Genomic DNA, 24,003 nt, shown 5'->3' with positions numbered 1-24,003 from the left:
AGCTGCTTTGGTGTTGAATTATATATTCAAACTAAACAAGTACCGCTGTTGGCTTTTACTTCGAATCACCCCTGAGTCACCTGTACACCAGATCACCCAATGGTGGAGGATGACGGGATCGAACCGACGACCCCCTGCTTGCAAAGCAGGTGCTCTCCCAGCTGAGCTAATCCCCCGGGTATTCTTTCCTCGTCTCAAATCCACGCCCGCCGCAAACAATGGTGGGTCTAGTTGGGCTCGAACCAACGACCCCTGCGTTATCAACACAGTGCTCTAACCAGCTGAGCTACAGACCCATTTGTCTACTCTCGACGTCGATTCCTCGACTTCTTCCAACAACCGATAAGTGTGGGCGTTCAATAACGCAAAAGCTTGCTAGTTTTTCCAGAAAGGAGGTGATCCAGCCGCACCTTCCGATACGGCTACCTTGTTACGACTTCACCCCAGTCACGAACCCTGCCGTGGTAAGCGCCCTCCTTACGGTTAGGCTACCTACTTCTGGCAGAACCCGCTCCCATGGTGTGACGGGCGGTGTGTACAAGACCCGGGAACGTATTCACCGCGACATTCTGATCCGCGATTACTAGCGATTCCGACTTCACGCAGTCGAGTTGCAGACTGCGATCCGGACTACGACTGGCTTTATGGGATTAGCTCCCCCTCGCGGGTTGGCAACCCTCTGTACCAGCCATTGTATGACGTGTGTAGCCCCACCTATAAGGGCCATGAGGACTTGACGTCATCCCCACCTTCCTCCGGTTTATCACCGGCAGTCTCATTAGAGTGCCCAACTGAATGTAGCAACTAATGACAAGGGTTGCGCTCGTTGCGGGACTTAACCCAACATCTCACGACACGAGCTGACGACAGCCATGCAGCACCTGTGTTACGGCTCTCTTTCGAGCACCAAGCCATCTCTGGCGAGTTCCGTACATGTCAAAGGTGGGTAAGGTTTTTCGCGTTGCATCGAATTAAACCACATCATCCACCGCTTGTGCGGGTCCCCGTCAATTCCTTTGAGTTTCAACCTTGCGGCCGTACTCCCCAGGCGGTCAACTTCACGCGTTAGCTTCGTTACTGAGTCAATGAAGACCCAACAACCAGTTGACATCGTTTAGGGCGTGGACTACCAGGGTATCTAATCCTGTTTGCTCCCCACGCTTTCGTGCATGAGCGTCAGTGCAGGCCCAGGGGATTGCCTTCGCCATCGGTGTTCCTCCGCATATCTACGCATTTCACTGCTACACGCGGAATTCCATCCCCCTCTGCCGCACTCCAGCAATGCAGTCACAAATGCAGTTCCCAGGTTGAGCCCGGGGATTTCACATCTGTCTTACATTACCGCCTGCGCACGCTTTACGCCCAGTAATTCCGATTAACGCTTGCACCCTACGTATTACCGCGGCTGCTGGCACGTAGTTAGCCGGTGCTTATTCTTACGGTACCGTCATGGGCCCACCGTATTCGGGCAGACCTTTTCGTTCCGTACAAAAGCAGTTTACAACCCGAAGGCCTTCATCCTGCACGCGGCATGGCTGGATCAGGCTTGCGCCCATTGTCCAAAATTCCCCACTGCTGCCTCCCGTAGGAGTCTGGGCCGTGTCTCAGTCCCAGTGTGGCTGGTCGTCCTCTCAGACCAGCTACAGATCGAAGGCTTGGTGAGCCTTTACCCCACCAACTACCTAATCTGCCATCGGCCGCTCCGTCCGCGCGAGGTCTTGCGATCCCCCGCTTTCATCCGTAGATCGTATGCGGTATTAGCACAGCTTTCGCTGCGTTATCCCCCACGATCGGGCACGTTCCGATGTATTACTCACCCGTTCGCCACTCGTCAGCATCCGAAGACCTGTTACCGTTCGACTTGCATGTGTAAGGCATGCCGCCAGCGTTCAATCTGAGCCAGGATCAAACTCTACAGTTCGATCTTGATTGTTTTACTCATAAAAACGGAATTGAAGTGACTTCACTTCTATTCTCATGAGCGTTTGATGAGACTCAACAAAGAGTCTCTGGTTCTGTGAACCTTGGCAAACCTGCCTCTCAAACGCCCACGCTTATCGGCTGTAATTTTTTAAGGATCCTCAAAACAAAACCACCGAAGTGATTTGTTTTGCTTGCTTAGCTGCGATCAGCTGAGCCTCAAATTCTAACACGTTTTTTAAAAGAGTGTCAAACTTTTTTTGATCTACCGAAGCAGCAACTTGACAGTTACCGTTTTCAGCAGAGCCTCGAATTCTATACCGCTTTTTTCGATCCGGTCAACTTGGCAGCAAATTCTTTTTGAACCACCACCAAAACCATCAAACCGAAATCCGCAACCCAGCCCCAAGGGGCCGATCGAATCTGCTGGCAAAGCGGCGTCGTTGAGAACGCCCCTCAGCAGCTGAGCCGGCGACTATAACACAACTTCTCACACCGTCATCCTCTAGTAGCGTTAGACGCGCTCCGAAACTCTTGATGCCTTACGAAGACAGCGCGCGGTCGCCCGACATACATCCCAGCTTGGTTGGCATCTCCGGCGCCAAGATCCAGTTTCCAGGTTGATGCGGTTGTCGATCAAAAACATGTTTGCGCGGCATGGCCTGTGGTGTGGGGTTCGCCGGGGCGGCTTTCGGTCGACAGGCAATCGGGGGCGACAAGCGCAGCCGGCAGCGCATCCCTTCGCTTTCCTGTTTGACGCCCACCGTGGTCCTCCGATCCCCTGCGGCAGCGGCCCCGGGCCTTGAGATCAATGCGACGGTTTTTATCTGCCGCGGCGCGCCGTTCAGCCAATCTGCACCCGTCAGCGCCGGGTTTTTGGCTTCGGGCACCGCTGGGAAGCGTCCTACATCCGCGCGCGCTTCAGGCCCATAGAGTCCTTGCACAACCAGCGGCCCTAGAAAGGACCCCACGATGACCCCGCACGAAACCCTGAGCACGGAAGTCTCGCGACGCACCGTGCTGGCCTCCGGTGTCGGCACTGCAGCCGGCGCTATGGTGGTGTCAGCACCCGCCCGAGCGCAGTCGCTCGCCCCCAACACCAGCAGCGCCATGACAAAAAACCCCGCCGTCCCCGACCTCGACATCGTCCCCAGCATGCCGGTCACCCTGACCATCAACGGGCGTAACCACACGCTGAAACTCGATCCGCGCACCAGCCTGCTCGATGCGCTGCGTGAACATGTGCAGCTCACCGGCACCAAGAAAGGTTGCGACCACGGCCAGTGCGGAGCCTGCACGGTGATGGTCAACGGCACGCGCATCAACAGCTGCCTGACGCTGGCAGTGATGCACGAAGGCGACGAAGTCACCACCATCGAAGGTTTGGGCCGTCCTGGCAACCTGCATCCGCTGCAGGCTGCGTTCGTCAAGCACGACGGTTTTCAATGCGGCTACTGCACGCCCGGGCAGATCTGCTCGGCCGTGGGCACCCTGAAGGAAATCAAGGCCGGTGTACCCAGCCACGTCACGGTCGATATCACCGGCCTGCAGAAAGCAAGCCCTGAGGAGATCAAGGAGCGCATGAGCGGCAACATCTGCCGCTGTGGCGCCTATTCCAACATCCTGGACGCCATCCAGGAAGTGTCGGGAGCGCAAGCATGAAAGCCTTCACCTACGAACGTGCAGCCTCCCCCGCCGCAGCCGCAGCCGCGCTGGCGGCCAAGCCCAACGCCAAGCTGATTGCCGGCGGCACCAATCTGCTCGATCTGATGAAACTGCAGATCGAGACGCCCACCCACCTGATTGACATCAACCGCCTGGGTCTGGACCGCATCGAGGACACGGCCGACGGCGGCATCCGCATAGGCGCACTGGTACGCAACACCGACCTGGCATCGCACAGCCGTGTGCGGCAGCAATACGGCGTGCTCACGCGCGCGCTGGTGGCCGGTGCATCAGGTCAATTGCGCAACAAGGCGACCACCGCCGGCAACCTGCTGCAGCGCACACGTTGCCCTTATTTCTACGACACCACCAAACCCTGCAACAAGCGGCGGCCCGGCACCGGTTGCGCCGCCATGGGCGGCTTCGACCGCAATCTGGCGGTCATGGGCACCAGCAAGGATTGCCTGGCCACACACCCGAGCGACATGGCCGTCGCCATGCGGGTTCTGGACGCCAAGGTCGAGACCGTGCGTGCCGATGGCAGTCAACGCACGATCCCCATCGCCGACTTCCACCGCCTGCCCGGCAACACCCCGCATATAGAGACGGACCTGCAGGCCGATGAAATGATCACCTCGGTCACCCTCCCCGCCCCGCTCGGCGGCCAGCATATCTACCGCAAGGTGCGCGACCGGGCCAGCTATGCGTTCGCCCTGGTATCCGTAGCCGCCGTGGTGCAGCCCGACGGCAGCGGCCGTTTTGCCTATGGCGGCCTGGCCGCCAAACCCTGGCGTGTCGAAGCTGCTGAAAAGCTGCGCGGTTCGCAAGCCATTTCCGACGCTACGCTGGCCGGCGCACGCACCAGCGCCCACAACGCCTACAAGCCGGTGCTGGTGCAGCGCACGCTTGAATCCGTACTGAACGAAGCCAACGCAGCGAGGGCCTGAAGCCATGAAATTCGATACCCCCGCCATTCAAAACCCGATCGACCGCCTGCGGGTCATCGGCCATCCGCACGACCGCATCGACGGCCCGCGCAAGACCACCGGCACCGCCCCCTACGCCTACGAACGCCATGACGTGGTGCCCAACCAGGCCTACGGCGTGGTGTTGGGCGCAGCCATCGCCAAAGGGCGCATCAAGAGCATCGATTTCACCGCCGCCAAGGCGGCGCCTGGCGTACTGCAGGTCGTTACCTATCAAAACGCCATGAAGGTCGGCACCGCCAAGGCCATTCCCGCCAAGCTGATGGCCGGCCCCGAGGTCGACCACTTCGATCAGGCTGTCGCCATCGTGGTCGCCGAAACCTTCGAACAGGCCCGCTCCGCGGCCAAGCTGATCGACGTGCAGTACGAAACTGCGCAAGGCAAGTTCGACCTGGCCTTCGCCAAGGCTTCCGCCGTCAAGCCCGACATGGGCAAGGATCCGGCCGACACCGCCGTCGGTGACTTCGACGGCGCCTTTGCCCGGGCCTCGGTGAAGGTCGACCACACCTACACAACACCCGACCAGAGCCACAGCGCGATGGAACCCTTCGCCAGCATCGCCAGCTGGGAAGGCGACAAGCTCACGCTGTGGACTTCGAATCAGATGATCGCCTGGGCCTGCCGCGATCTGGCGGAGATCTTCGGCCTGCCCAAGAGCCATTTCCATGTCATCTCGTCTTACGTGGGCGGCGGTTTCGGTGGCAAGCTGTGGATCCGCAGCGATTCGATCATGGCTGCCGTGGCCGCGCGCGCAGCCGGCCGCCCGGTGAAGGTGGCGCTAGCCCGTCCGCAGATCGTCAATAACACCAGCCACCGGCCGGCCACCATCCAGCGCATCCGTATCGGCGCCGGCAACGACGGCAAGATCACCGCTATCGCCCACGAGACCTGGTCCGGCAATCTGCCCAAGGGCAAACCAGAAACCGCATCGATGCAGACCCGTCTGCTGTATGCCGGCGCCAACCGCATGACGTCGCACCGGCTGGCCACGCTCGACTTGCCGGAAGGCAACTCGATGCGCGCACCCGGCGAGGCCCCTGGCCTGATGGCGCTCGAGATCGCCATGGACGAACTGGCCGTCGCCTTGGACATGGATCCGGTCGACTTGCGCATTGCCAACGACACGCAGGTCGACCCCGAGAAACCCGAGCGTCCGTTCTCGCACCGCGACTTCATCGGTTGCCTGAAGGTGGGCGCCCAGCGTTTCGGCTGGGACCGCCGCAAGGCAACGCCCGGCCAGGTGCGCGAAGGCCGCTGGCTCATCGGCTACGGCATGGCCAGCGCTTTCCGAGGCAACCTGGTCGTCAAGTCCGGCGCCAAGGTGGCCGTCGATGCACGCGGCACCGTCACCGTCATGACCGACATGACCGACATCGGCACCGGCAGCTACACCATCATCGGCCAGACCGCCGCTGAAATGATGGGTGTGCCCCTGGAGCAGGTGCAGGTGAAACTCGGCGATTCGGCCTATCCGGTGTCGTCCGGTTCGGGCGGCCAGTTCGGCGGCAACAGCTCCACCTCCGGTGTCTACGCCGCCTGTTTCAAGCTGCGCGAGGCGCTGGCGAAAAAGGCGGGTTTCAAGCCTGAAGACACCATTTTCGAATCCGGCAAGCTGCTGCACGACGGGAAGGCCATGTCGCTGGCCGACCTGGCAGGAAAGGAAGGCATGTCGGCCGAAGATTCCATCGAGTTCGGCGACCTGGACAAGAAATATGCACAGTCCACCTTCGGCGCGCATTTCGCCGAAGTGGCGGTGGATTCCGCGACCGGTGAAATCCGCGTGCGCCGCATGAGCGGGGCGTTTGCCGCTGGCCGCATCCTGAATCCCAAGACGGCACGCAGCCAGGTGATCGGCGCGATGACCATGGGTCTCGGTGCGGCGCTGATGGAGGAAGCCGTCGTCGACAAACGGTTCGGTTATTTCGTCAACCACGACTTGGCCGAATACCAGGTGCCGGTGCATGCCGACGTGCCCGCGCAGGACGTGTTTTTCATGGACGAAGTGGACGACAAGTCCTCGCCCATGAAGGCCAAGGGCATCGGCGAACTGGGCCTGTGCGGAAGTGCGGCGGCGATTGCAAACGCGGTCTACAACGCCTGCGGGGTACGGATCCGCGAATATCCGCTGACGCTGGACAAGATCATCGGACAACTGGGACAGCCGACCAAAAGGGCTGCCTGACGGAAGGTCGCGGCGGGGTTTATGAAACAAATTCCGCCGCCGCGCAGGAAAAGCTCAGCCGGGTTCGGCGTCCCGTTCAACACTTTGTGCCCGAGCCGGACAACGCCGGAACCCGAGCCAAAACCCTCCGGTGGAAAATATGTTCGCTGGTTCATGGCGATTAACAGTTGGCCGCTCCGCCGTGAATGTCGACGAGGCACCGAGGATTTACACGACGGCATTCGACTGATGTGCGTAGTACTCAGCAAAAATGGGTTGGGCGGGCCTTGAAGCAAGGATGAACTTGCCCTAACGGCCAGTGCGCAGCAAACTCCGGCACCCGATTTTTCTGAATTGCTCCGGAGCTTCCATGTCCATCCGTCCCCATCCAGACCCGCAAGCAGGCGCGCCCTGGATTGCCGGGAATGGAGAAGCGTCCATGCACGCTTATTGGGACACCGATTTGAAGTGCTGGTTTGCCGGTAATGGCTTCAGCCGATGGTTCGGCATTAGTCTCGAGCAGTTGATACACACTTCCCTGAAAGACCTTCTGGGGCCTACCCTTTTCAGGGAGAACGAGCCGTATATTCGCGCTGCACTCGGCGGTGCACCCCAGCATTTCGAGGGTATTGCAGTTCACCCGGACGGCGTGGCCCGCACCAGCATGACGTGTTATCTGCCACATCTCGTCGATGGCGATGTTGTGGGATTCACCATGCAGATCTCGGAAATCTCCGAACATGCCACCACCTGGGAATCCTTCAGGCAGCTGGCGGACCAGTTCAGTCGCATCAGCACCCTGGAGCGGAACCCGGATTTCCATGCCCTTCCGGCCCATAGATACGGGGAGATGGGCACTTGGCGATGGGAGATCGACACCGACGTCACCAGCTGGTCGAACACGCTGTACGAAATCTTTGGCCGCGACCGGCGCCTGATGCCGCCGAGTTTTGCCGAGCATCCCGGGCTGTACACACCTTCCAGCTGGAAGCTGCTGCAGCGGGCGGTGAACCGGATGCTGGCGACCGGCGAACCGTATGCGCTCGAACTGGAATACATCCACAGCAGCGGACGCAAGGGCTGGATGGAGACGCGCTCCAATGCCGAACGCGACCCGGCTTCCGGCCGTCTGATCGCACTGCACGGCACGGCGCACGACATCACGGCGCAGCGGCTGAGCCGTGAATCCAGCGTGCAGGCAGCGCGTATTGCCGACCTTGAAAAAACACTTTTGGCCGCCAGGACGCGCATCGCCGAGCTCGAGGTGGCGCTGGTGCATGCGCAGTCGGCGGCGGTGCAAAGCGCGCAGGCGGCGCCTCGCCTGGTCAACCTGGCCCTGATGCTGCACGCCTGCGCCGACGAGATACGCACGGCGGACCGACCCGGCGTCACGCTGCTGCTCGACACCGACCCATCCGGCGAAATGGCCTGGGCGAAGGTGGACCCCGACGGCTTGAAGATGGCCTTGCGCCAACTACTGGCCAACGCCTGCGAAGCGATGCCCCAGGGCGGAGCCCTGGTGTTGGGTCTGGTCGATACCCGCCGAAGCGAACTGGCGGCGCTGCCGACATCGCGGCCGATGGTAGGTTTCCGGGTAAGCGACACCGGCTGCGGGATGGATGCCGACACCCTATTGTGCGCCCGCGAGGCTTTTTTCACGACCAAGGCCGGCCGGCCGGGCGCCGGCATGGGCCTGGCGATGGTGCGGGCGTTTGCCGATAAGGCCAGCGGCCTTCTGTTGCTCGAAAGCGCGCCGGGCGCGGGCACCACCGCGACGATATTGCTGCCGGCATCTGGCGGCCTGCCCACCTGACCAGTCGATTCAGCCCACCAATGGCGATACGTGCTGGTGGCACACCAGCCGTGCGGCCGGGAACATCTTCATGAAGTCCATGCCCTGTGACGCCGGCGCGTCCAGCCACGCCGCATAAAGGCCGCGCGGCAGGATGGCGACCATCCGCTTGTCCTGCCGGTCGGCGGGTAGCGCGGGATCGGGTTTGTGCAGCTGGTTGAACACTGCGTGGGTGTCGGCGTTCAGCGTGAGCATGGTGAAGCTGTAGGCCAGTTCGCCGTCGGCCGTGGTGCGGATTTCGTACAGGCCGGCGATGCCCAGCAGATCGCCATCGGTGCGGCTGATGCGGGTGGGCACTGCCTTGCCGCTGCGCCAGTCGGGTTCGTAGATGCCGACCGCCGGGATGATGCAGTGCTGCGCCCTTCGCCATGCATCCCGGAAGGCGGGTTTTTCGGCGACAGTTTCGCTGCGGGCGTTATAGGTGCGGCGACCGATGGTGTCGTCCCTGGACCAGGCGGGGATGAGGCCGAAATTACCCACCTTCACTTCGAGGTCCGGCACGGCTTCGCCGCCGGTGCGCTGCTCTGGCGGGCGGCGTACGAAGGGCGCCACATAACCGGGCCAGATGTCGACCTCGTCCCAGGCTTCCGGCATGGCGGCGGACGGATAACGCGATTGCAGCAATTGCCGGAGCGGGGCTTCGTAGCGAGAACACATGGCAGCGATTGTCGACGAGCCGAATTCCGGAATTCCGATTCACCTTAGCGCGCATGCGAAGTTCGCCTACTTTTCAGGCATGCCGGCGCGGCGAAATTTCCGCCATTCCCTACAACACGCCACGAGAAGTCCATGAGCACCGTCAACGACACCAGCGCCGATGCCTTGCTCGAACCCGACGCTCCGCTGTGGCATCGGTCTCTGGTGACGGCGGGGATGTGCGGACTGGCGACCGCAGTGTTCATGTGGGCGGCCGGCCACCACCCGGGCGGCCGGCTGGTGGATGAAAGGCTGGCCGTCGCCGAATGCTGGGACGCCATCGAACAATCGCAGCCGGCGGGCGACACGCTTCATGCGATGCGGGTCGCATGTCAGCAGATGGAAAGCGTCGCCATCGCTCACAAAACCGAAATCAATCGCCTGGCCCCAGTCGGCCAGGCGATTGCGATGGGCGAATAACCCACCCGTCTGCCAAGGAAACTCAGTCCTTCAGGTCGGCCGGTACCTTGCCGCCATTGGCCGCCACCTTGTTCATCACCTGACGGTGCAGCCAGATGTTCATGCTGGCCGAGTCGTTGGTGTCGCCGGTGTAATTCAGCTCCTTGGCCAGTTCCTTGCGGGCGGTGAGTGAACTGTCCAGGCCCAGCAGTTTCATCAGGTCGACGATGGAAGTGCGCCAGTTGAGTTTTTCAGGGTTCTTCGAAGCCATGTCGTTCAGAACCTGCTCGACGTCGACCTGATTGAGTGCGGTGGGGGCCGCGCCGGCATTCGGCACTGCATCCACCTGGGTGGGTGCAGACGGCACCGGTGCCGGCGCTGCGTGTGCCGACGGAAATATCTTGGAAAAGATGTTCGAAAGAATGCCCATGGATGATTGCCTTCAAAAGTCGTGTTGGTGAACGCTCAGCTTAGGCGCTGGACGTCCTTTCCATGCATCCAGTCGTAGCTGCGGCGTTAGTCCGCACTAATCCATTCGACCCGGCTTCAATCCTGCAACAGCACCAGCCCGGACCTGCGGCTGAACTCGGCATAGGAGATCGGCTGCAGGCTGTGTTTGCCGTTGCTGTTCTCCATCCAGTAGGCCCACACCCGGTCGGCGGCGCGGCTGATCACCACCTTCCAGGTATGACTGGGCACCCATACACGGCCGGTACCGATGGTTGCGGGTTGCTGGTCGAAGACCGGGCCGGTGAAAACGAACAGGTCGCCACCTGCCCGCGCCGCATATTTGCGTGTGGCCTGTTCGATCTGGCTCCAGTCGTGCTGGTTGAGTTGGGGCGCCTGAGGAACCATGTTGGCCAGCGAAAAGGACTGCGCCTTGGCGGCATCGGTCGGCATGTCGCCGGCGGGAGCCATGTGGCCACGGTCGTATCCGCTGCCGGCGTAGTCGGCCAGTTGCGCACGGTCGGCCGACGGCAACCGGGCTTCGGGATAGAACCTGTCGATGCGTTTGATGTCCCTTGCCGCGGCCACGGTTCGTGCGGTCAGGCGCTCCACCGTGTACACGGGTGTCTTGCTGTCACCCGAATACAGCACGGCGAAACTGTCGAAACAGAGGGCGCGCTGCCGGCCCGGCCAGGGCACGGCGGGCACATAACCCGGGAAATGTTGCGGACAGGCCGAAAAATCGGCGGCCGTGCCGGTGTTCCGCATGTTCCGGGAGTTCCGGGTGGTGCCGCTGCCGGGCGCTGCGCCCTGCCTCATAGCCACCGTCGGGTTGGCCGGTGATGCATCGAATGGCATCACGCTGCAACCGGGCACCTGCAGCGCCCCCACCACTCCCATGACCAAAACCAGTGCTGTCTTGCGTATCCACGCCTTCGGGCTGTGTGCCCGTGTTTTTTTACTCGCCATCTCGTGATCATCTCTCACGAACTGCGGTGAGTTTTACAAACCACTAGCGATGTGATTAAGCTTTGAAAGTTGTGACGGTCAGTCACTAGTCTGGCAACACACCAGATAATCCGGAAATGATGAACGCGCTCTCATCCGAACAAGAACGTCTGCAGGCCCTTCATTCCCTGAATCTGCTGGATACCGCTCCGACCGAGGCTTTCGACCGGATCACCCGACTGGCAGCCAGCCTGTTCAACATGCCGATCGCACTGATCAGCCTGGTCGACACCGAGCGTCAGTGGTTCATGTCGCGGGTGGGCGTGACCGTCCCGGACACCTGCCGAGAAGACGCCATCTGCGACCACACCATCCGTTCGTCACACGTACTGGTGGTGCCCGATGCCCGGGTCGACCCGCGGTTCGTAGCCAACTCGCTGGTCACCGCAGAGGGCGGCATTCGTTTCTACGCTGGTGCGCCGCTGCGGCTGAGTTCGGGGCACGTGGTCGGAAGTTTGTGTGTGCTGGACCGCAAGCCGCGCAGATTCAGCGACAAGCAGCAGCAACAGCTGCGGGAACTGGCCGACCTGGTGGTGACGCAGATCGAACTGCAGCGCGCGGTCGGCCGGGTGGACGACGTTACGCACCTGCCCAACCAGGCCCAGCTGGCCGTCGACCTGGACGCCCTGTGCCAGACCGAACCCGACGCGCCCTGCATGCTGGTGATGCTCGAACTGATGGGCCCGGCGCCCCAGCTGAGCGTGATGCGGGCGGTGGGCATGAGGCCGCTCGAAGCCATGATGCGCAGCGCCGGCCGCCGCCTGCAGCATTTCGCGCAAGGTGTCTCGCCCGTCTATCACGTGGGCATCACGCGGCTGGCCCTGCTGATCCGGCATGCCGGTGAAGACGACCAGGAAACCTTTCTGAAGGCTCTGCTGCGCGAGGTGCGCGAGCCCTTCGAAAGCCAGGACGACTTCCTGATCGAGCAGCAGCCGCGGATCGGCGCAGCGTCTTTCCGCCTGCGGCCCGGCGAGGCCGACGACGCGCTGCGGCAGGCTACGGCGGCGCTGTATCACCGCGAATCGCGGCCTGGCAAGGTGTCGCGTTTCGACGCCGACGCCGACCGCCACCACCAGCGTTCATACAGCCTGCTGCGGGCCGTTCCGCATGCCATGTCGCACGGTGAGTTCTCGCTGGTCTACCAGCCCCAGCTCGACCGGAATTCACTGGGTTTCCGCTGCGCCGAGGCGCTGCTGCGCTGGAAACATCCGACGATGGGCAACATTCCGCCCGGCGAATTCATTCCGCTGGTCGAGAACACGTCGCTGATTCATCCTGTCACCGAATGGGTGCTGCACACCGCGCTGGCGCAGCTGAAGGAATGGGAAGGCCAGGGACTGACGATGAGTGTCGCGATCAACATCTCGGCGCGCAATCTGGAGGACCCGGACTTCATCCGGATGCTGCAGAACGCCCTCACGCTGCACCAGATCCAGCCGTCCCGACTGCAGATGGAATGCACCGAAAACGTGGCGCTGACCGGCGAGCTGACGCTGAAGGCCATCAATGAGGCACGCGCCCTGGGCATCCAGATCGCACTGGACGATTTCGGCAGCGGTTATTGCAATTTCGGCTCGCTCTACAGCCTGCCGGCCGAGGTGCTGAAGCTGGACCAGTCGCTGATCCGCCCCATCGACACCGACGGACGCGCGCTCGACATCGTGAAGTCGATGATCCGGCTCGGCCACACGCTGGGTTACCGCATGCTGGCCGAAGGGGTGGAAACCGCCGCGATCTTCGACCTGCTGATCGAGATCGGCTGCGACGAGATCCAGGGTTACTACGTCAGCCGGCCGCTGCTGCCGGCGCTGGCTTTCGCCAAAATGAAGCGGCAGAACGACGTGTTCCTGCTGCAGCTCTGACTGCTTCACACTTTCGGCGAACCCTTTCGGCGACCCAGCCGCGCCGACAGCAAACCCATACCTCCGAGCAGCATCGCCCAGGTTTCGGGTTCGGGCACGGCCGGCACCGCCCTGAGCGTGGTGGAAACCTGGTACACCGCCGTGCCGCCAGTGAAGGCGAAACCCTGCGCCCCGGCATAGCTGATGTGCAGCGTGTCGTCGGTGAAGGACAACGTGGGCGCGCTGCCATTCGTCAGCTGTCCACTGAGCAGCGACAGGCCTGAGAAATGCTCACCCGCAGTGCTGAAGGAAGCACCCGACAGATAGGCGTTGAACGTGTCGAAATCGCCGGTGTCACGCGACTTCAGGGTGAGCAGCATGCTGGTGGGGTTGTAGTCGACATAGACCACGCCCCCGGTGAAAAAGGCAGGGTTCTGGAACAGCGCTGGCGCGGCAAGCTCGTCGCCTGCTCCCACTGCCTGTCCGAGGGCCTGATAGACCAGCGGCCCGCTGCTCGGCAACAGGTTGGACTCGGTCCGAAAGTCCGCCGTCAGTAGCGTCGCATGCGCCGAAATTGCCGACATCGAGCAACAAGCCACCACTAAAAGTTTCGATATGTTCATAGCGTCTTTTCTCCACCATGCGGATTGCACAGGAGAAATTGGACGCCAAGGCGAGCCGGCGGGACACATTGAAAACAGGCGGGACGTTAGCCCGTCCGCACCCACGAGCGCGTTGCATATCCCAAGAACACTCGCCCGACATCGGTGAAAACGCGAGTAAATCAGACGGGTAAGACAAATATTCAAGACGTATTTCACATATCGAAACGAAAATCCAGGGAGATACATGGCATGTCACGCTTTTCGGAGCGGGGACCACGCTTACAACAACACAGGGTTCGGCACGATGCGTATACGCAAGTCAGGGTTTTCTGCCTCGGTTTTGGCCTGGGCGATCGGTTTGGGTTTGGCAGCGTGCGTCGGCACGGCCGGCGCCCAGGAAGCGCGTCCAGACGCCGCACAGGCGATGCAGGTCGAAAAGGGCCGGCAGTTGGCGGTCGCCGCCGATTGCGCCGCCTGCCACACCGCCCCCAAAGGCGGCGCGGCATTTGCCGGCGGGTATGCCATCGAGAGCCCGCTGGGCACCATCTACGCATCGAACATCACGCCGTCCAAGGCCGACGGCATCGGCAATTACACCCTCGAGGACTTCACCCGGTCGCTGCGTGAAGGTGTCCGCAAGGATGGCGCCCGCCTCTACCCGGCCATGCCCTACACCAGCTACACCCAGCTGAGTGACGAGGACACCGCAGCGCTGTATGCCTACTTCATGCACGGCGTGGCGCCGGTCGACCAGGCAGCGCCGGTCACCGCACTGCCCTTCCCCTTCAACATCCGTTATTCGATGGCGGTGTGGAACGCGCTGTTCCTGCAAGACCGGCGTTTCGCGCCCGACACGTCGAAATCGGCCGAATGGAACCGCGGCGCCTACCTGGCCGGAGCACTGGCCCACTGCAGCACCTGCCACACACCCCGCAACGCCCTGATGGCCGAGCAGGAAGGCAGCGCGTTCCTGGCCGGCGGATCGGTCGGCGCCTGGTATGCGCCCAACATCACCTCTGACATGGACAACGGCATCGGCGCGTGGAGTGAAGCCGAGCTCGTCAAGTACCTGAAGACGGGGGGCGTGGCCGGCAAGGCCCAGGCCGCGGGCCCCATGGCAGAAGCCATCGAGCACAGCCTGCAGCATCTGCCCGACGCCGACCTGAAGGCCATCGCCGTCTTCCTGAAACAGACCCCGGCGATTGCCGGCGGCGAAAGCAAGCCGCGCTTTTCCTATGGCAAGCCGTCGGTGTCCGAGATCGACCAGCGCGGCCTGGCCACCGGCGTGGACGTCGGCTGGCGCGTGTTCAGCGGTAGCTGTGCGCATTGCCACCAGGCCAGTGCCGGTGGCACAGACAACGGCGAATATCCCTCGCTGTTTCACAACACCGCCACCGGTGCCGACCGCGCCGACAACCTGGTCGCCGCCATCCTGCACGGCGTGGACCGCACGGTTCAGGGCAAGCACCATTTCATGCCGCCCTTCGGCGACGACGGCTCGTTCACCGAACGCCTGAGCGACTCCGAGATCGCCGCCGTCGGCAACTACGTGTTGACGCAGTACGGCAATCCCGACGTCAAGGTGACCGAAGCCCAGGTCGCCGTCCAGCGCGCGGGCGGACCGCGGCCGCTGTTGGCGCGCCTGCAGCCCTTCATGCTGCCCGGCATGGTGCTGGTGGTGCTGATCCTGATCGCACTCGTCGTGCTGGCGGCCCGCCGCCGCCGCGCCCGCCAAGGAGCCTGAACATGACAAGGACCCCCATGAAAACCTCCGCAGGTTCGCCTGAAAAACAGGCTGCCGTATCGCGCCGGACCGTGCTGGCCGGCGCTGTCGCCGCCGGCACCGCACTGGCATTCGGCGGCGGCACCGTGCTGGGCAGCAGCAATGCCTTCGCCGCGGCCGCCGATTCGTCCGCCTTCCTGCAGCTGTCCGAATTCCTGACCGGCGGCAAACCCCTGGCGGCCGGGCTGGCGACCCGATTCCAGGCATCGCTGGCCAAGCTCGATCCGACGTTCCTGGCCAACGCAGCCGCGCTGCAAAGCTATGTGGCGGGCGCCAAGGCAGCCGACATCGACGAACTGCTGGCCCGCGACGACCTGACCGAACCGCTGAAGAAAAGCATCACCCAGATCGTGTCGGCCTGGTACCTGGGCATCGTCAGCAACGACACCGACGCCGAGCTGGTGAGCTATGCAGAAGCGCTGATGTACCGGCCCACCAACGATGTGATCGTGGTGCCCAGTTACGGCCGCGGACCTGATTCGTGGGGTGAGAAACCGCCGGTCTCCACCGTGCCGAACGCCGTCCTGACAGCCGCCCTCGAGAAGAAGAAATCATGAGCACGAAAGAATTTGACGCAGACCTGATCGTCATCGGGTCGGGTGTGATGGGCGGCATCATCGCCAGCCGCCTGGCCAAGGCCGGCAAGTCCGTGATCATCCTGGAAGCCGGCCCGCGGGTGAAACGCGCCGACATCGTCGAGACCTACCGCAACGCGCCGGTCAAGCTGTCGCTGGCCAACATGAAGGCCCAGGGCAGCGGCTCGCCTTTCCCCAACCCTCCGCACATTCCATCGACCTACGGCAAGTACCTGGTGCAGACCGGCCCGGTGAGCTACCCGACCAAATACCTGAGGGTGGTGGGCGGCACGACCTGGCATTTCGGCTCGGCGCTGTGGCGGATGATCCCCAACGACTTCAAGCTGAAGACGCTCTACGGCCGAGGCCGCGACTGGCCCATCGGCTACGACGAACTCGAACCCTATTACTGCGAGGCTGAAGCCGAACTGGGCGTGTCCGGTGTCGACGGACAGGACGAAAGCGGCCACGGCGGCCAGGCCTGGCCGCCGCGCTCCAAGCCCTTCCCGATGAAGGGCCTGAACGAGCCGTACTTCATGCAGCGCATGGACGAAATGCTGCGGCCCGGCGGCTACAACCCGGTGATCGAGCCGCACGGCCGCGCCACCCGTCCGTACAACAACCGGCCGGTCTGCGGCGGCAACAACAACTGCAACCCGGTCTGCCCGATCGGTGCCAAATACGACGGCTCGCAGCACATCGACGTGGCCGAACGCGCCGGCGCCAGGCTGCTGGACAACGCGGTGGTCTACAAGATCGAGCACGGTGCCGACAACCGGATCACCGCGGTCAACTACAAGAAGCCCGACGGCACCTCGCACCGCCTGACGGCCCGCCATTTCGTGCTGGCCGCCTATGCCATCGAAGGGCCCAAACTGCTGCTGATGTCGACTTCGGAAAAATTCCCGAACGGCATCGCCAATTCGTCCGACCAGGTGGGCCGCAACCTGATGGGCCACACCGGCATCAGCATGAACGTGATGATGAACGAGGACGTCTGGCCGGGCCAGGGGCCGACCGAGCTGCTGGTCTACCTGAACTACCGGGACGGCGAATTCCGCAAGGACATCCCGAGCTACAAGACCAAGTTCCGCAACACCGTGCCGTCGTCGCAGATCGCATCCGACCTGATTTCGAAGGGTGTGCTGGGCAGCAAGCTCGACGCCGAGATCCGCCGCCAGTCGGCCCGTTCGCTGAACGTGGCGGTCGACCTGGAAACCGAAGCCCAGCCGCAGAACCGCATCGTGCCCAGCAAGACCAGGACGGACGGCATCGGCCTGCCGGTGCCCGAGATCTACTACAGCGTGAACGACTACTGGAACGCCGGCCGCGACTTCGCGGTGAAGGATCTCAACAAGATGGCCGGCCTGATGAACGCCGACATCCTGAAGATGGACACCAAACACCAGGATCGGCAGCACATCATGGGCACCACCATCATGGGCGACGACCCCAGGGATTCGGTGGTCGACCGCGACTGCCGCACCCACGACCATCCCAATCTGTTCATCGCCGGCACCGGTGTCATGCCGTCGGCAAGCTGCATGAACCCCACGCTGACCGGCGCCGCATTGAGCGTACGCATCGCAGATCGACTTCTGAAGGAAATCTGACGCGCGGCCGTCAAGCATTTTCAGGTCGGCGAATCGCCATGGATTAGTCCCCATGGCGATTGCGGGTCACCGTTGCGCACCCTAGGCTCAGGGTTCGCCGGATGATCCACCTGCAAGGCGCCGATGGCCAAAATACTCACCGGAAACTCCTACCCCTACCGTTTCAATACTCCACGCTCCAGTGCATTCGACGAGATCGAGCATGTGCCGTTCAAATCGGGCAAGAGAATCTGGGCGCCGCTGCAGGCAGTTTCGCTGGCGCTGGCCAGGCCTGGCGAAAATCACCAGTTACTGCACACTTTCAATACCGTGCCGCTGAGCCTGAAACCTTTTCTGGTGAGCTACGAAGGCGAAATGCCGCGCGTCCACGAGGGTTGGGGCAAGGCTGCCGTCGGCAAGGCCTGCCACGCCGCGCTGAGGTCTTCCCGCTGCCGGGGAATCTTCCCGATCAGCCAGTTCTCGCAGCGGCTGGCATTTCTGTTCGCAGCCCGCAACGAATATCTCCGGCTGGACGAAATACCCGGCGAGGTGGTTTATCCCAGTATCGCGGTCGCGGCCTGCACACCCAGAACGCTGGACCCCGACAACATCGTGCTGACGTTCGTCGGTAAACATTGGGCACGCAAGGGCGGCGCTGTCGCGGCACTGGCCGCCCGGCTGTTCAAGTCGCGTAGCCGGAAGGTGACGATCAATATCGTTTCGCAGATGGTTTATGGCGACAGCGTCTATACCGACACCGACCGGGATTTCTACCGGAATTATGTCGAAAACATGGCCGAAGATAATGTCAGGCATTACCGGCGGCTGCCCAATGCAGACGTGATGCGCCTGCTGGCCGGCAGCACCTTCACCCTGCTGCCGACTCTCGACGATTCTTTCGGTTTCAGCATGCTGGAAAGCATGTCGCTCGCGGTCCCGGTGATCGCATCGGATGTGTGCGCCATCCCCGAGGTGATCACCCATCGGAAGAACGGCATGCTGCTTGAACTGCCGGTCGACGCCATCGGCCGCTGGCTGCACCTGCCGACCAGCCGCGAACAACGTTTGTCGCCGGCATACCGGTCGCGGCTGGCCGGCACCTTCGACCAGCTGGCGCGGCAGGTCGTGGCGGCCGTCGAGCCGTTCATCGACACACCCGACGACTACGCCGCCATGTCGGCCCAATGCCTGCACACCATCCGGGAGAGCTTCGAATCCCGCAGAATCGCGTGGCAGTGGCATGGCATCTACGAGCGCATGCTGCAACCCCTCCATTGATCCGCCACAAGGCCCGCAGCCCGGGCCCCCTCCACATGCAGCTGACAGACGCCGCCCACGCCCTGACCCGCCGGTTGAACATCCGCCACCCGATCATCCAGGCGCCCATGGCGGGAAACTCCACACCGCGGATGGCGGCGGCGGTATCGGACGCGGGCGGGCTGGGTTCGCTGGCCGTCGGTGCCATGAACCCGACCGCCGCACGGAAAACCATCCTGGCGTTTCGTGAGCTGTCGCCCGGTCCGCTGAACATCAACCTGTTCTGCCATCGGCCGGCCGTGGCCGAACCCGTCAAGGCCGCGGCCTGGCTGCAGACCCTGCGACCCGCATTCGAAGCGCTGGAGATTCCGCAGCTCCAGACCCTGAACGAGATCTACCGCAGCTTCGTGGAAGACGAGTCCATGCTCGCGGTCCTGCTCGAGACACGGCCGGAGGTGGTGAGTTTTCATTTCGGCCTGCCGCCCGCCGCCTTCATCACGCAGCTGAAACAGGCCGGCGTCCTGCTGCTGGCCAACGCCACCAGCCTCGACGAGGCGCTGGCGCTGGAAGCCGCCGGTGTCGACGTCATCGTGGCGCAGGGCATCGAGGCAGGCGGCCACCGCGGAATGTTCGATCCTCGGGCGCGCGACGAGGCATACCCGACTTCGGTGCTGGTGCGGCTGCTGGTTCAACGCCTGAAGACACCGGTCATCGCGGCTGGCGGTCTGATGACGGGCGGCGACATTGCCGCAGTGCTGCGATGCGGCGCGGCGGGGGCACAGTTGGGCACTGCCTTCCTGGCGACCGACGAATCCGCGGCGGACCCGCACCACCGCAAGCTCTTGCTGACCGCCGAAACCGCGCGCCACACGGTGATGACCTCCGCGATTTCCGGCCGGCCGGCGCGCTGCCTGGCCAACCGTTTCACCGCCCTCGGCCTGGGCGTCGATCCCGCGGCGATACCCGATTACCCGCTGGCTTACGACGCAGGCAAGGCATTGCATCAGGGCGCACTCAAGGCGGGCGAATCCGGCTACGGCGCCTACTGGTCCGGCCAGGGCGCACCGTTCATCCGGTCGATGAGCGCCGAGGCCCTGATGCTGGCCCTGGTGAAAGAACTGGCCGCCGCCTGAGCCGCGGCCGACCTGGCGAGCTGGGGGCCTGGCTTCAGCCCCTGGCCGCCAACGCCATCGATTCCGCATCGGTGAACAGCCGAGAACGGGTCAGGAAACGTTGTCCGTGGCTGCCTTCCAGCGAGAACATGCCGCCCCGCCCCGGCACCACGTCGATGATCAGCTGGGTGTGCTGCCAGTATTCGAACTGCGGCCCGCTGATGTAGAACGGCGCGCCGCCGATGTCGCCCAGGTGCCGGTCGTAGTCGCCGACGATGAACTCGCCGAGCGGGTAGCACATGGGCGCGCTGCCGTCGCAGCAGCCGCCCGACTGGTGGAACATCAGCGGCCCGTGCTGCTCGCGCAGCCGGTCGATGAGCGCCAGCGCTGCGTCGGTGGCGACGACCCTGGCAACCGTGTCGTTCATGCTGCGCGCCCGGTTTAGAAGAAACCCAGCTTGTTCTCGCTGTAGCTGACCAGCAGGTTCTTGGTCTGCTGGTAATGGTCCAGCATTATCTTGTGGTTTTCGCGGCCGATGCCCGAACTCTTGTAGCCGCCGAAAGCCGCATGCGCCGGGTACTGGTGGTAGCAGTTGGTCCACACCCGACCAGCCTGGATGCCCCGGCCCATGCGGAAGGCGGTGTTCATGTCGCGGCTCCAAACGCCGGCCCCCAGGCCGTAGAGCGTGTCGTTGGCGATGGCGAGCGCTTCTTCCTCGTCCCGGAAGGTCGTGACCGACACCACCGGACCGAAGATTTCCTCCTGGAAGATGCGCATCTTGTTGTGGCCCTTGAACACCGTCGGCTTGACGTAGTAGCCGCCTTCGAGCTCGCCCTGCAGCACGTTGCGTTCACCCCCGATCAGCACCTGAGCGCCTTCCTGCCGGCCGATATCCAGGTACGACAGAATTTTTTCGAGCTGTTCGCTCGAGGCCTGGGCGCCGATCATGGTGTTCATGTCCAGCGGGCTGCCCTGGGTGATGGCGGCCACCCGCTTCAGGGCACGTTCCATGAACTGTTCATAGATGGATTCCTGGATCAGCACCCGCGACGGGCAGGTGCACACCTCGCCCTGGTTCAGCGCGAACATCGCAAACCCCTCCAGCGCCTTGTCGAAGAATGCGTCGTCCCTGGCCATCACGTCGGCGAAGAAAACATTGGGCGACTTGCCGCCCAGTTCCAGCGTGACCGGTATCAGGTTCTGGCTGGCGTACTGGGAAATCAGCCGGCCGGTGGTGGTTTCGCCGGTGAAGGCGATCTTGGAGATGCGGTTGCTCGACGCCAGCGGCTTGCCGGCTTCCAGCCCGAAACCGTTGACGATGTTCAGCACGCCGGGCGGAAGCAGGTCGCCCACCAGTTCCGTCATCACCAGGATGGAAACCGGGGTCTGTTCGGCCGGTTTCATCACCACGCAGTTCCCGGCGGCCAGCGCCGGGGCGAGTTTCCACACTGCCATCAGGATGGGAAAGTTCCAGGGGATGATCTGGCCGACCACGCCCAGCGGTTCATGCAGGTGATAGGCGTAGGTGTCGTGGTCGATCTGGCTGATGCCGCCTTCCTGCGCGCGGATGCATGACGCGAAATACCGGAAGTGGTCGATCGCCAGCGGCAGGTCGGCCAGCGTGGTCTCGCGGATGGGTTTGCCGTTGTCCCAGGTTTCGGCAGCGGCCAGCATCGGCAGGTTCTGCTCCATGCGGTCGGCGATCCTGTTGAGGATGTTGGCGCGCTCGGTCGGCGAGGTCCTGCCCCAGGCCGCCCTGGCCTTGTGAGCGGCGTCCAGGGCACGTTCCACGTCGGCCGCGGTGGAACGCGGAATCTCGCAGAAGGCCTTGCCGGTGATCGGCGTGATGTTCTCGAAATACTGGCCGGTGGCCGGGGCCACCCATTCGCCGCCGATGTAGTTGCCGTAACGTTTCTTGAAGTTGACCGTGGTGCCGAATTTGCCGGGCTCGAGCATGTCCATCTTGTGTCTCCGTTGCGATTGATCGGCGTCTGATGCGCCAGGGCAGCACCGCGACATTGCGGCGCTCCGCTGGCGAGGGGCGCAATTCGCGGGCCTGCCGGCATGGGGATTTTCCCCAGGGCCGGCCCGCTTCTGAACGGCCTTTGTCAGGGAATGGATGTGGCGCGATTCGCGACATTTGGCCGAGAATCCGTCGCAGACCCTGTCGCTTCCGGCGACACCAGCGGATCGGCCAGGGCAAGGAGACAGACATGCGCTATCAGCCGCCGCCGTCGTACGTCGTCGAACGGGCACGGCAGTTGTTCTTCGTCGAGGGAGCCGACCCGGGCGCGGAACTCGCGCCCTATATCCGGCGTTCGTGGCGGCGTTGCTCCGCCCTGCCGCATGTGCTGCCGATGGCCGAACCGGTGACCGGCATCGAACTGTCGCAGCGCCGCGAAGCCGCCGACTGGCTGCGCCGATGCGCCCAGCCCGAGCTGGACGGCCTGACCGAACATGCACTGCAGCAGGGCTGTGTGGTGATCCTGTCGGACGCCGGCGGCCTGATCCTCGACGAGGTCGGCTGTCCGGACTTCCTGCCCAAGGCCCAGCGGGTGGCATTGACACCCGGCGTCGACTGGTCCGAACCCCGGCGCGGCACCAACGCCATCGGCACCGTGCTGATGGAACGCGAAGCGCTGATGGTGCTGGGCGGCGAACATTTCCTCGCGCAGAACGGCATGCTGGGTTGCGCCGCGGCCCCGATCTTCGACGCCAGCGGTGAACTGCTCGGCGTGCTGGACATCTCCGGGGAATCGGTGCGCGTCGACGTGCATGCGCTGGGCCTGGTGCGGCTCGCCGCCGCGCAGCTCGAACACCGGCTGATGAGCAGCCGCAACGAAGGCCAGCTGCTGCGTTTCCATCCGCGGCCGGGCCTGCTCAACACACCGCGCGAAGGGCTGCTGTCGGTGCGGGACGGTGTCATCGTCGGCGCCAACCGCACGGCGCTCGGCCTGCTGGGCATGGATTGGGGCCAGGCCATCGGCGCGCCGGCCGGCAGTATTTTCGGCGACCACTGGCAGCGCCTGCAGAACGCGCCCGGTCTCGTGGCGTCGGCGGACGGCCGGCAGTGGGCGGTGGCGATGGAACCCGGCCGGCACGAAACGCCGCGCCGCCGGCCGGTTTCCACCACGCCGACCGGGCAGCAGGACACCACCGACCCCCAGCTTGCACGGGCAGTGCGGGTGGTCGCGCAAGGCATTCCCATCGTGGTCACCGGCGAAACCGGCAGCGGCAAGGAAGTCTTCGTTCGTCGCCTGCACCGGGCAAGCCGGCGCGCCGCAGGCCCCCTGGTATCGGTCAACTGCGCCGCCCTGCCAGAAAACCTGATCGAGGCCGAACTCTTCGGCTACGAGGACGGCGCATTCACGGGCGCCCGCCGACGCGGCATGCCGGGCCGGCTGCGTGAAGCGGACGGCGGCATGCTGTTCCTCGACGAGATCGGCGATATGCCGCTGGCACTGCAGACCCGCCTGCTGCGGGTGCTGGAAGAACGGGTGGTGCGGCCGCTGGGCAGCCAGCGCGACGTTGCGGTCGACTTCGACCTGGTCTGCGCCACCCACCGCGACCTGCGGCAGATGGTGCGGCAGGGCTTCTTCCGCGAAGACCTGCTGTACCGGCTGCAGGGCTATACCGTGGCGATGACCCCGCTGCGCGACCGGCCGGACCGGCGCCAGCTGATCCAGCGCCTGTTCGACGATTGCGGCGGCGCGGCGCGCGGCCTGCGACTGACCGATGCCGCCTTGCACGCGCTCGAAATCCGCCCATGGCCCGGCAACGTCCGTGAACTGATGAGTGTGCTGCGCAGCCTGGTCGCATTGGCCGACGACGGCAGCACCGTGGATCTGCATGACCTGCAGCCGGACACCGCCGCCGCGGCCGCACCGGCCACGGCTGGCATTGCCCGGCCGGCCGACGGCCTGCTATCGGCGCTCACCGAGGCGGCCGTGCAGCAGGCGCTGAAAACCAGCCATGGAAATGTGAGCGAGGCATCCCGCCAGCTGGGACTGCATCGCAGCACGCTGTACCGTCACCTGGCCCAGGCTCGGGCGAATTCGGGGAAACAGAAAAATAGTTGATCGGTGAGCACGGGTCCAGTCGTGA

Annotated in this window: 18 protein-coding genes, 2 tRNA genes, 1 rRNA gene and 1 pseudogene; 13 read left to right on the top strand and 9 right to left on the bottom strand. The window is 63.5% G+C overall.

Features of this window, described 5'->3' with window-relative positions:
* Positions 1-100 precede the first annotated feature (100 nt).
* From AC3ANW_RS07610 to AC3ANW_RS07600, 3 genes are all read right to left on the bottom strand, one after another.
* Positions 101-176, bottom strand: a tRNA-Ala gene (locus tag AC3ANW_RS07610).
* A 43-nt stretch (positions 177-219) separates the two neighbouring features.
* Positions 220-296, bottom strand: a tRNA-Ile gene (locus tag AC3ANW_RS07605).
* Between the two features lie 92 nt (positions 297-388).
* Positions 389-1,921: ribosomal RNA gene (locus tag AC3ANW_RS07600) — 16S ribosomal RNA — on the bottom strand.
* A gap of 971 nt (positions 1,922-2,892) precedes the next feature.
* Here AC3ANW_RS07600 and paoA point away from each other — a divergent pair.
* From paoA to AC3ANW_RS07575, 5 genes and pseudogenes are all read left to right on the top strand, one after another.
* The gene (gene paoA / locus AC3ANW_RS07595) at positions 2,893-3,582 is read left to right on the top strand and encodes an aldehyde dehydrogenase iron-sulfur subunit PaoA (RefSeq protein WP_488344582.1); all 690 of its coding nucleotides are present in this window, start codon (positions 2,893-2,895) and stop codon (positions 3,580-3,582) included.
* Positions 3,579-4,532 carry an FAD binding domain-containing protein gene (locus AC3ANW_RS07590; protein WP_488344581.1) on the top strand — a complete coding sequence of 318 codons (954 nt, stop codon included), beginning with the start codon at positions 3,579-3,581 and terminating at the stop codon, positions 4,530-4,532. The genes paoA and AC3ANW_RS07590 overlap by 4 nt, the downstream gene beginning before the upstream one ends.
* A 4-nt stretch (positions 4,533-4,536) precedes the next feature.
* Complete coding sequence (gene paoC, locus AC3ANW_RS07585) at positions 4,537-6,753, top strand: aldehyde oxidoreductase molybdenum-binding subunit PaoC (RefSeq protein ID WP_488344580.1); 2,217 nt, start codon at positions 4,537-4,539, stop codon at positions 6,751-6,753.
* 349 nt (positions 6,754-7,102) lie between these two features.
* Positions 7,103-7,411 (top strand): annotated as a pseudogene (locus tag AC3ANW_RS07580) (PAS domain-containing protein); the annotation flags it as partial.
* 36 nt (positions 7,412-7,447) lie between these two features.
* Positions 7,448-8,545, top strand: a complete 1,098-nt coding sequence (locus AC3ANW_RS07575; protein ID WP_488345378.1) for an ATP-binding protein — start codon at positions 7,448-7,450, stop codon at positions 8,543-8,545.
* A gap of 9 nt (positions 8,546-8,554) precedes the next feature.
* Here the strand turns inward: AC3ANW_RS07575 and AC3ANW_RS07570 are convergent, their stop codons facing one another.
* On the bottom strand, positions 8,555-9,241 hold the full coding sequence (locus AC3ANW_RS07570) for an SOS response-associated peptidase (RefSeq protein WP_488344579.1): 687 nt from the start codon (positions 9,239-9,241) through the stop codon (positions 8,555-8,557).
* A 132-nt stretch (positions 9,242-9,373) separates the two neighbouring features.
* On the opposite strand from AC3ANW_RS07570, the gene AC3ANW_RS07565 reads away from it, so the two are divergent.
* The gene (locus tag AC3ANW_RS07565; RefSeq protein WP_488344578.1) at positions 9,374-9,700 is read left to right on the top strand and encodes a hypothetical protein; all 327 of its coding nucleotides are present in this window, start codon (positions 9,374-9,376) and stop codon (positions 9,698-9,700) included.
* Between the two features lie 22 nt (positions 9,701-9,722).
* On the opposite strand, the gene AC3ANW_RS07560 is transcribed toward AC3ANW_RS07565, so the two are convergent.
* Both AC3ANW_RS07560 and AC3ANW_RS07555 read right to left on the bottom strand, forming a co-directional pair.
* Positions 9,723-10,109: a DUF3597 domain-containing protein gene (locus tag AC3ANW_RS07560; protein WP_488344577.1), complete on the bottom strand. Its 387-nt coding sequence runs from the start codon at positions 10,107-10,109 to the stop codon at positions 9,723-9,725.
* Positions 10,110-10,225: 116 nt separating this feature from the next.
* On the bottom strand, positions 10,226-11,026 hold the full coding sequence (locus AC3ANW_RS07555) for a DNA/RNA non-specific endonuclease (RefSeq protein WP_488344576.1): 801 nt from the start codon (positions 11,024-11,026) through the stop codon (positions 10,226-10,228).
* Between the two features lie 185 nt (positions 11,027-11,211).
* On the opposite strand from AC3ANW_RS07555, the gene AC3ANW_RS07550 reads away from it, so the two are divergent.
* A complete protein-coding gene (locus AC3ANW_RS07550) occupies positions 11,212-12,996 on the top strand; it encodes a putative bifunctional diguanylate cyclase/phosphodiesterase (RefSeq protein WP_488344575.1) in 1,785 nt (594 codons plus the stop codon).
* 5 nt (positions 12,997-13,001) lie between these two features.
* Here AC3ANW_RS07550 and AC3ANW_RS07545 read toward each other — a convergent pair whose 3' ends face one another.
* Entirely contained in the window at positions 13,002-13,559 is a 558-nt protein-coding gene (locus AC3ANW_RS07545; protein ID WP_488344574.1) for a PEP-CTERM sorting domain-containing protein, read from the bottom strand.
* Between the two features lie 325 nt (positions 13,560-13,884).
* Between AC3ANW_RS07545 and AC3ANW_RS07540 the strand changes: the two genes are divergently transcribed.
* The 5 genes from AC3ANW_RS07540 to AC3ANW_RS07520 all read left to right on the top strand — a co-directional run bounded on the left by AC3ANW_RS07540 (position 13,885) and on the right by AC3ANW_RS07520 (position 19,920).
* Positions 13,885-15,324 (top strand): c-type cytochrome, encoded by a 1,440-nt coding sequence (locus tag AC3ANW_RS07540; RefSeq protein WP_488344573.1) that lies wholly within the window; start codon positions 13,885-13,887, stop codon positions 15,322-15,324.
* A 17-nt stretch (positions 15,325-15,341) separates the two neighbouring features.
* Positions 15,342-15,920, top strand: a complete 579-nt coding sequence (locus tag AC3ANW_RS07535; protein ID WP_488344572.1) for a sugar dehydrogenase complex small subunit — start codon at positions 15,342-15,344, stop codon at positions 15,918-15,920.
* Entirely contained in the window at positions 15,917-17,551 is a 1,635-nt protein-coding gene (locus tag AC3ANW_RS07530; RefSeq protein ID WP_488344571.1) for a GMC family oxidoreductase, read from the top strand. The genes AC3ANW_RS07535 and AC3ANW_RS07530 overlap by 4 nt, the downstream gene beginning before the upstream one ends.
* 123 nt (positions 17,552-17,674) lie before the next feature.
* On the top strand, positions 17,675-18,808 hold the full coding sequence (locus AC3ANW_RS07525) for a glycosyltransferase family 4 protein (RefSeq protein WP_488344570.1): 1,134 nt from the start codon (positions 17,675-17,677) through the stop codon (positions 18,806-18,808).
* A 35-nt stretch (positions 18,809-18,843) separates the two neighbouring features.
* Positions 18,844-19,920, top strand: coding sequence for an NAD(P)H-dependent flavin oxidoreductase (locus AC3ANW_RS07520; protein ID WP_488344569.1), 1,077 nt, complete (start codon positions 18,844-18,846; stop codon positions 19,918-19,920).
* 34 nt (positions 19,921-19,954) lie between these two features.
* Here AC3ANW_RS07520 and AC3ANW_RS07515 read toward each other — a convergent pair whose 3' ends face one another.
* Together AC3ANW_RS07515 and adh are read right to left on the bottom strand one after the other, a co-directional pair.
* Entirely contained in the window at positions 19,955-20,326 is a 372-nt protein-coding gene (locus AC3ANW_RS07515; RefSeq protein WP_488344568.1) for a DUF779 domain-containing protein, read from the bottom strand.
* A gap of 14 nt (positions 20,327-20,340) precedes the next feature.
* Entirely contained in the window at positions 20,341-21,861 is a 1,521-nt protein-coding gene (adh, locus tag AC3ANW_RS07510) for an aldehyde dehydrogenase (protein WP_488344567.1), read from the bottom strand.
* 251 nt (positions 21,862-22,112) lie between these two features.
* On the opposite strand from adh, the gene AC3ANW_RS07505 reads away from it, so the two are divergent.
* Positions 22,113-23,978: a sigma-54-dependent Fis family transcriptional regulator gene (locus AC3ANW_RS07505; RefSeq protein ID WP_488344566.1), complete on the top strand. Its 1,866-nt coding sequence runs from the start codon at positions 22,113-22,115 to the stop codon at positions 23,976-23,978.
* The last annotated feature ends 25 nt before the right edge of the window (positions 23,979-24,003 follow it).

Source organism: Xylophilus sp. PBN-3R (genome assembly GCF_057747805.1).
Note: the sequence above shows the minus strand (reverse complement) of the source record. Positions and strands in the feature narration are given on the sequence as shown.

What these genes read in the sequence shown, in the direction of transcription:
- paoA (WP_488344582.1), top strand. Translation starts at nt 2,893, where the DNA reads ATGACCCCGCACGAAACCCTGAGCACGGAAGTCTCGCGACGCACCGTG.
- AC3ANW_RS07590 (WP_488344581.1), top strand. Translation starts at nt 3,579, where the DNA reads ATGAAAGCCTTCACCTACGAACGTGCAGCCTCCCCCGCCGCAGCCGCA.
- paoC (WP_488344580.1), top strand. Translation starts at nt 4,537, where the DNA reads ATGAAATTCGATACCCCCGCCATTCAAAACCCGATCGACCGCCTGCGG.
- AC3ANW_RS07575 (WP_488345378.1), top strand. Translation starts at nt 7,448, where the DNA reads ATGCAGATCTCGGAAATCTCCGAACATGCCACCACCTGGGAATCCTTC.
- AC3ANW_RS07570 (WP_488344579.1), bottom strand. Translation starts at nt 9,241, where the DNA reads ATGTGTTCTCGCTACGAAGCCCCGCTCCGGCAATTGCTGCAATCGCGT.
- AC3ANW_RS07565 (WP_488344578.1), top strand. Translation starts at nt 9,374, where the DNA reads ATGAGCACCGTCAACGACACCAGCGCCGATGCCTTGCTCGAACCCGAC.
- AC3ANW_RS07560 (WP_488344577.1), bottom strand. Translation starts at nt 10,109, where the DNA reads ATGGGCATTCTTTCGAACATCTTTTCCAAGATATTTCCGTCGGCACAC.
- AC3ANW_RS07555 (WP_488344576.1), bottom strand. Translation starts at nt 11,026, where the DNA reads ATGGGAGTGGTGGGGGCGCTGCAGGTGCCCGGTTGCAGCGTGATGCCA.
- AC3ANW_RS07550 (WP_488344575.1), top strand. Translation starts at nt 11,212, where the DNA reads ATGATGAACGCGCTCTCATCCGAACAAGAACGTCTGCAGGCCCTTCAT.
- AC3ANW_RS07545 (WP_488344574.1), bottom strand. Translation starts at nt 13,559, where the DNA reads ATGTCGGCAATTTCGGCGCATGCGACGCTACTGACGGCGGACTTTCGG.
- AC3ANW_RS07540 (WP_488344573.1), top strand. Translation starts at nt 13,885, where the DNA reads ATGCGTATACGCAAGTCAGGGTTTTCTGCCTCGGTTTTGGCCTGGGCG.
- AC3ANW_RS07535 (WP_488344572.1), top strand. Translation starts at nt 15,342, where the DNA reads ATGAAAACCTCCGCAGGTTCGCCTGAAAAACAGGCTGCCGTATCGCGC.
- AC3ANW_RS07530 (WP_488344571.1), top strand. Translation starts at nt 15,917, where the DNA reads ATGAGCACGAAAGAATTTGACGCAGACCTGATCGTCATCGGGTCGGGT.
- AC3ANW_RS07525 (WP_488344570.1), top strand. Translation starts at nt 17,675, where the DNA reads ATGGCCAAAATACTCACCGGAAACTCCTACCCCTACCGTTTCAATACT.
- AC3ANW_RS07520 (WP_488344569.1), top strand. Translation starts at nt 18,844, where the DNA reads ATGCAGCTGACAGACGCCGCCCACGCCCTGACCCGCCGGTTGAACATC.
- AC3ANW_RS07515 (WP_488344568.1), bottom strand. Translation starts at nt 20,326, where the DNA reads ATGAACGACACGGTTGCCAGGGTCGTCGCCACCGACGCAGCGCTGGCG.
- adh (WP_488344567.1), bottom strand. Translation starts at nt 21,861, where the DNA reads ATGGACATGCTCGAGCCCGGCAAATTCGGCACCACGGTCAACTTCAAG.
- AC3ANW_RS07505 (WP_488344566.1), top strand. Translation starts at nt 22,113, where the DNA reads ATGCGCTATCAGCCGCCGCCGTCGTACGTCGTCGAACGGGCACGGCAG.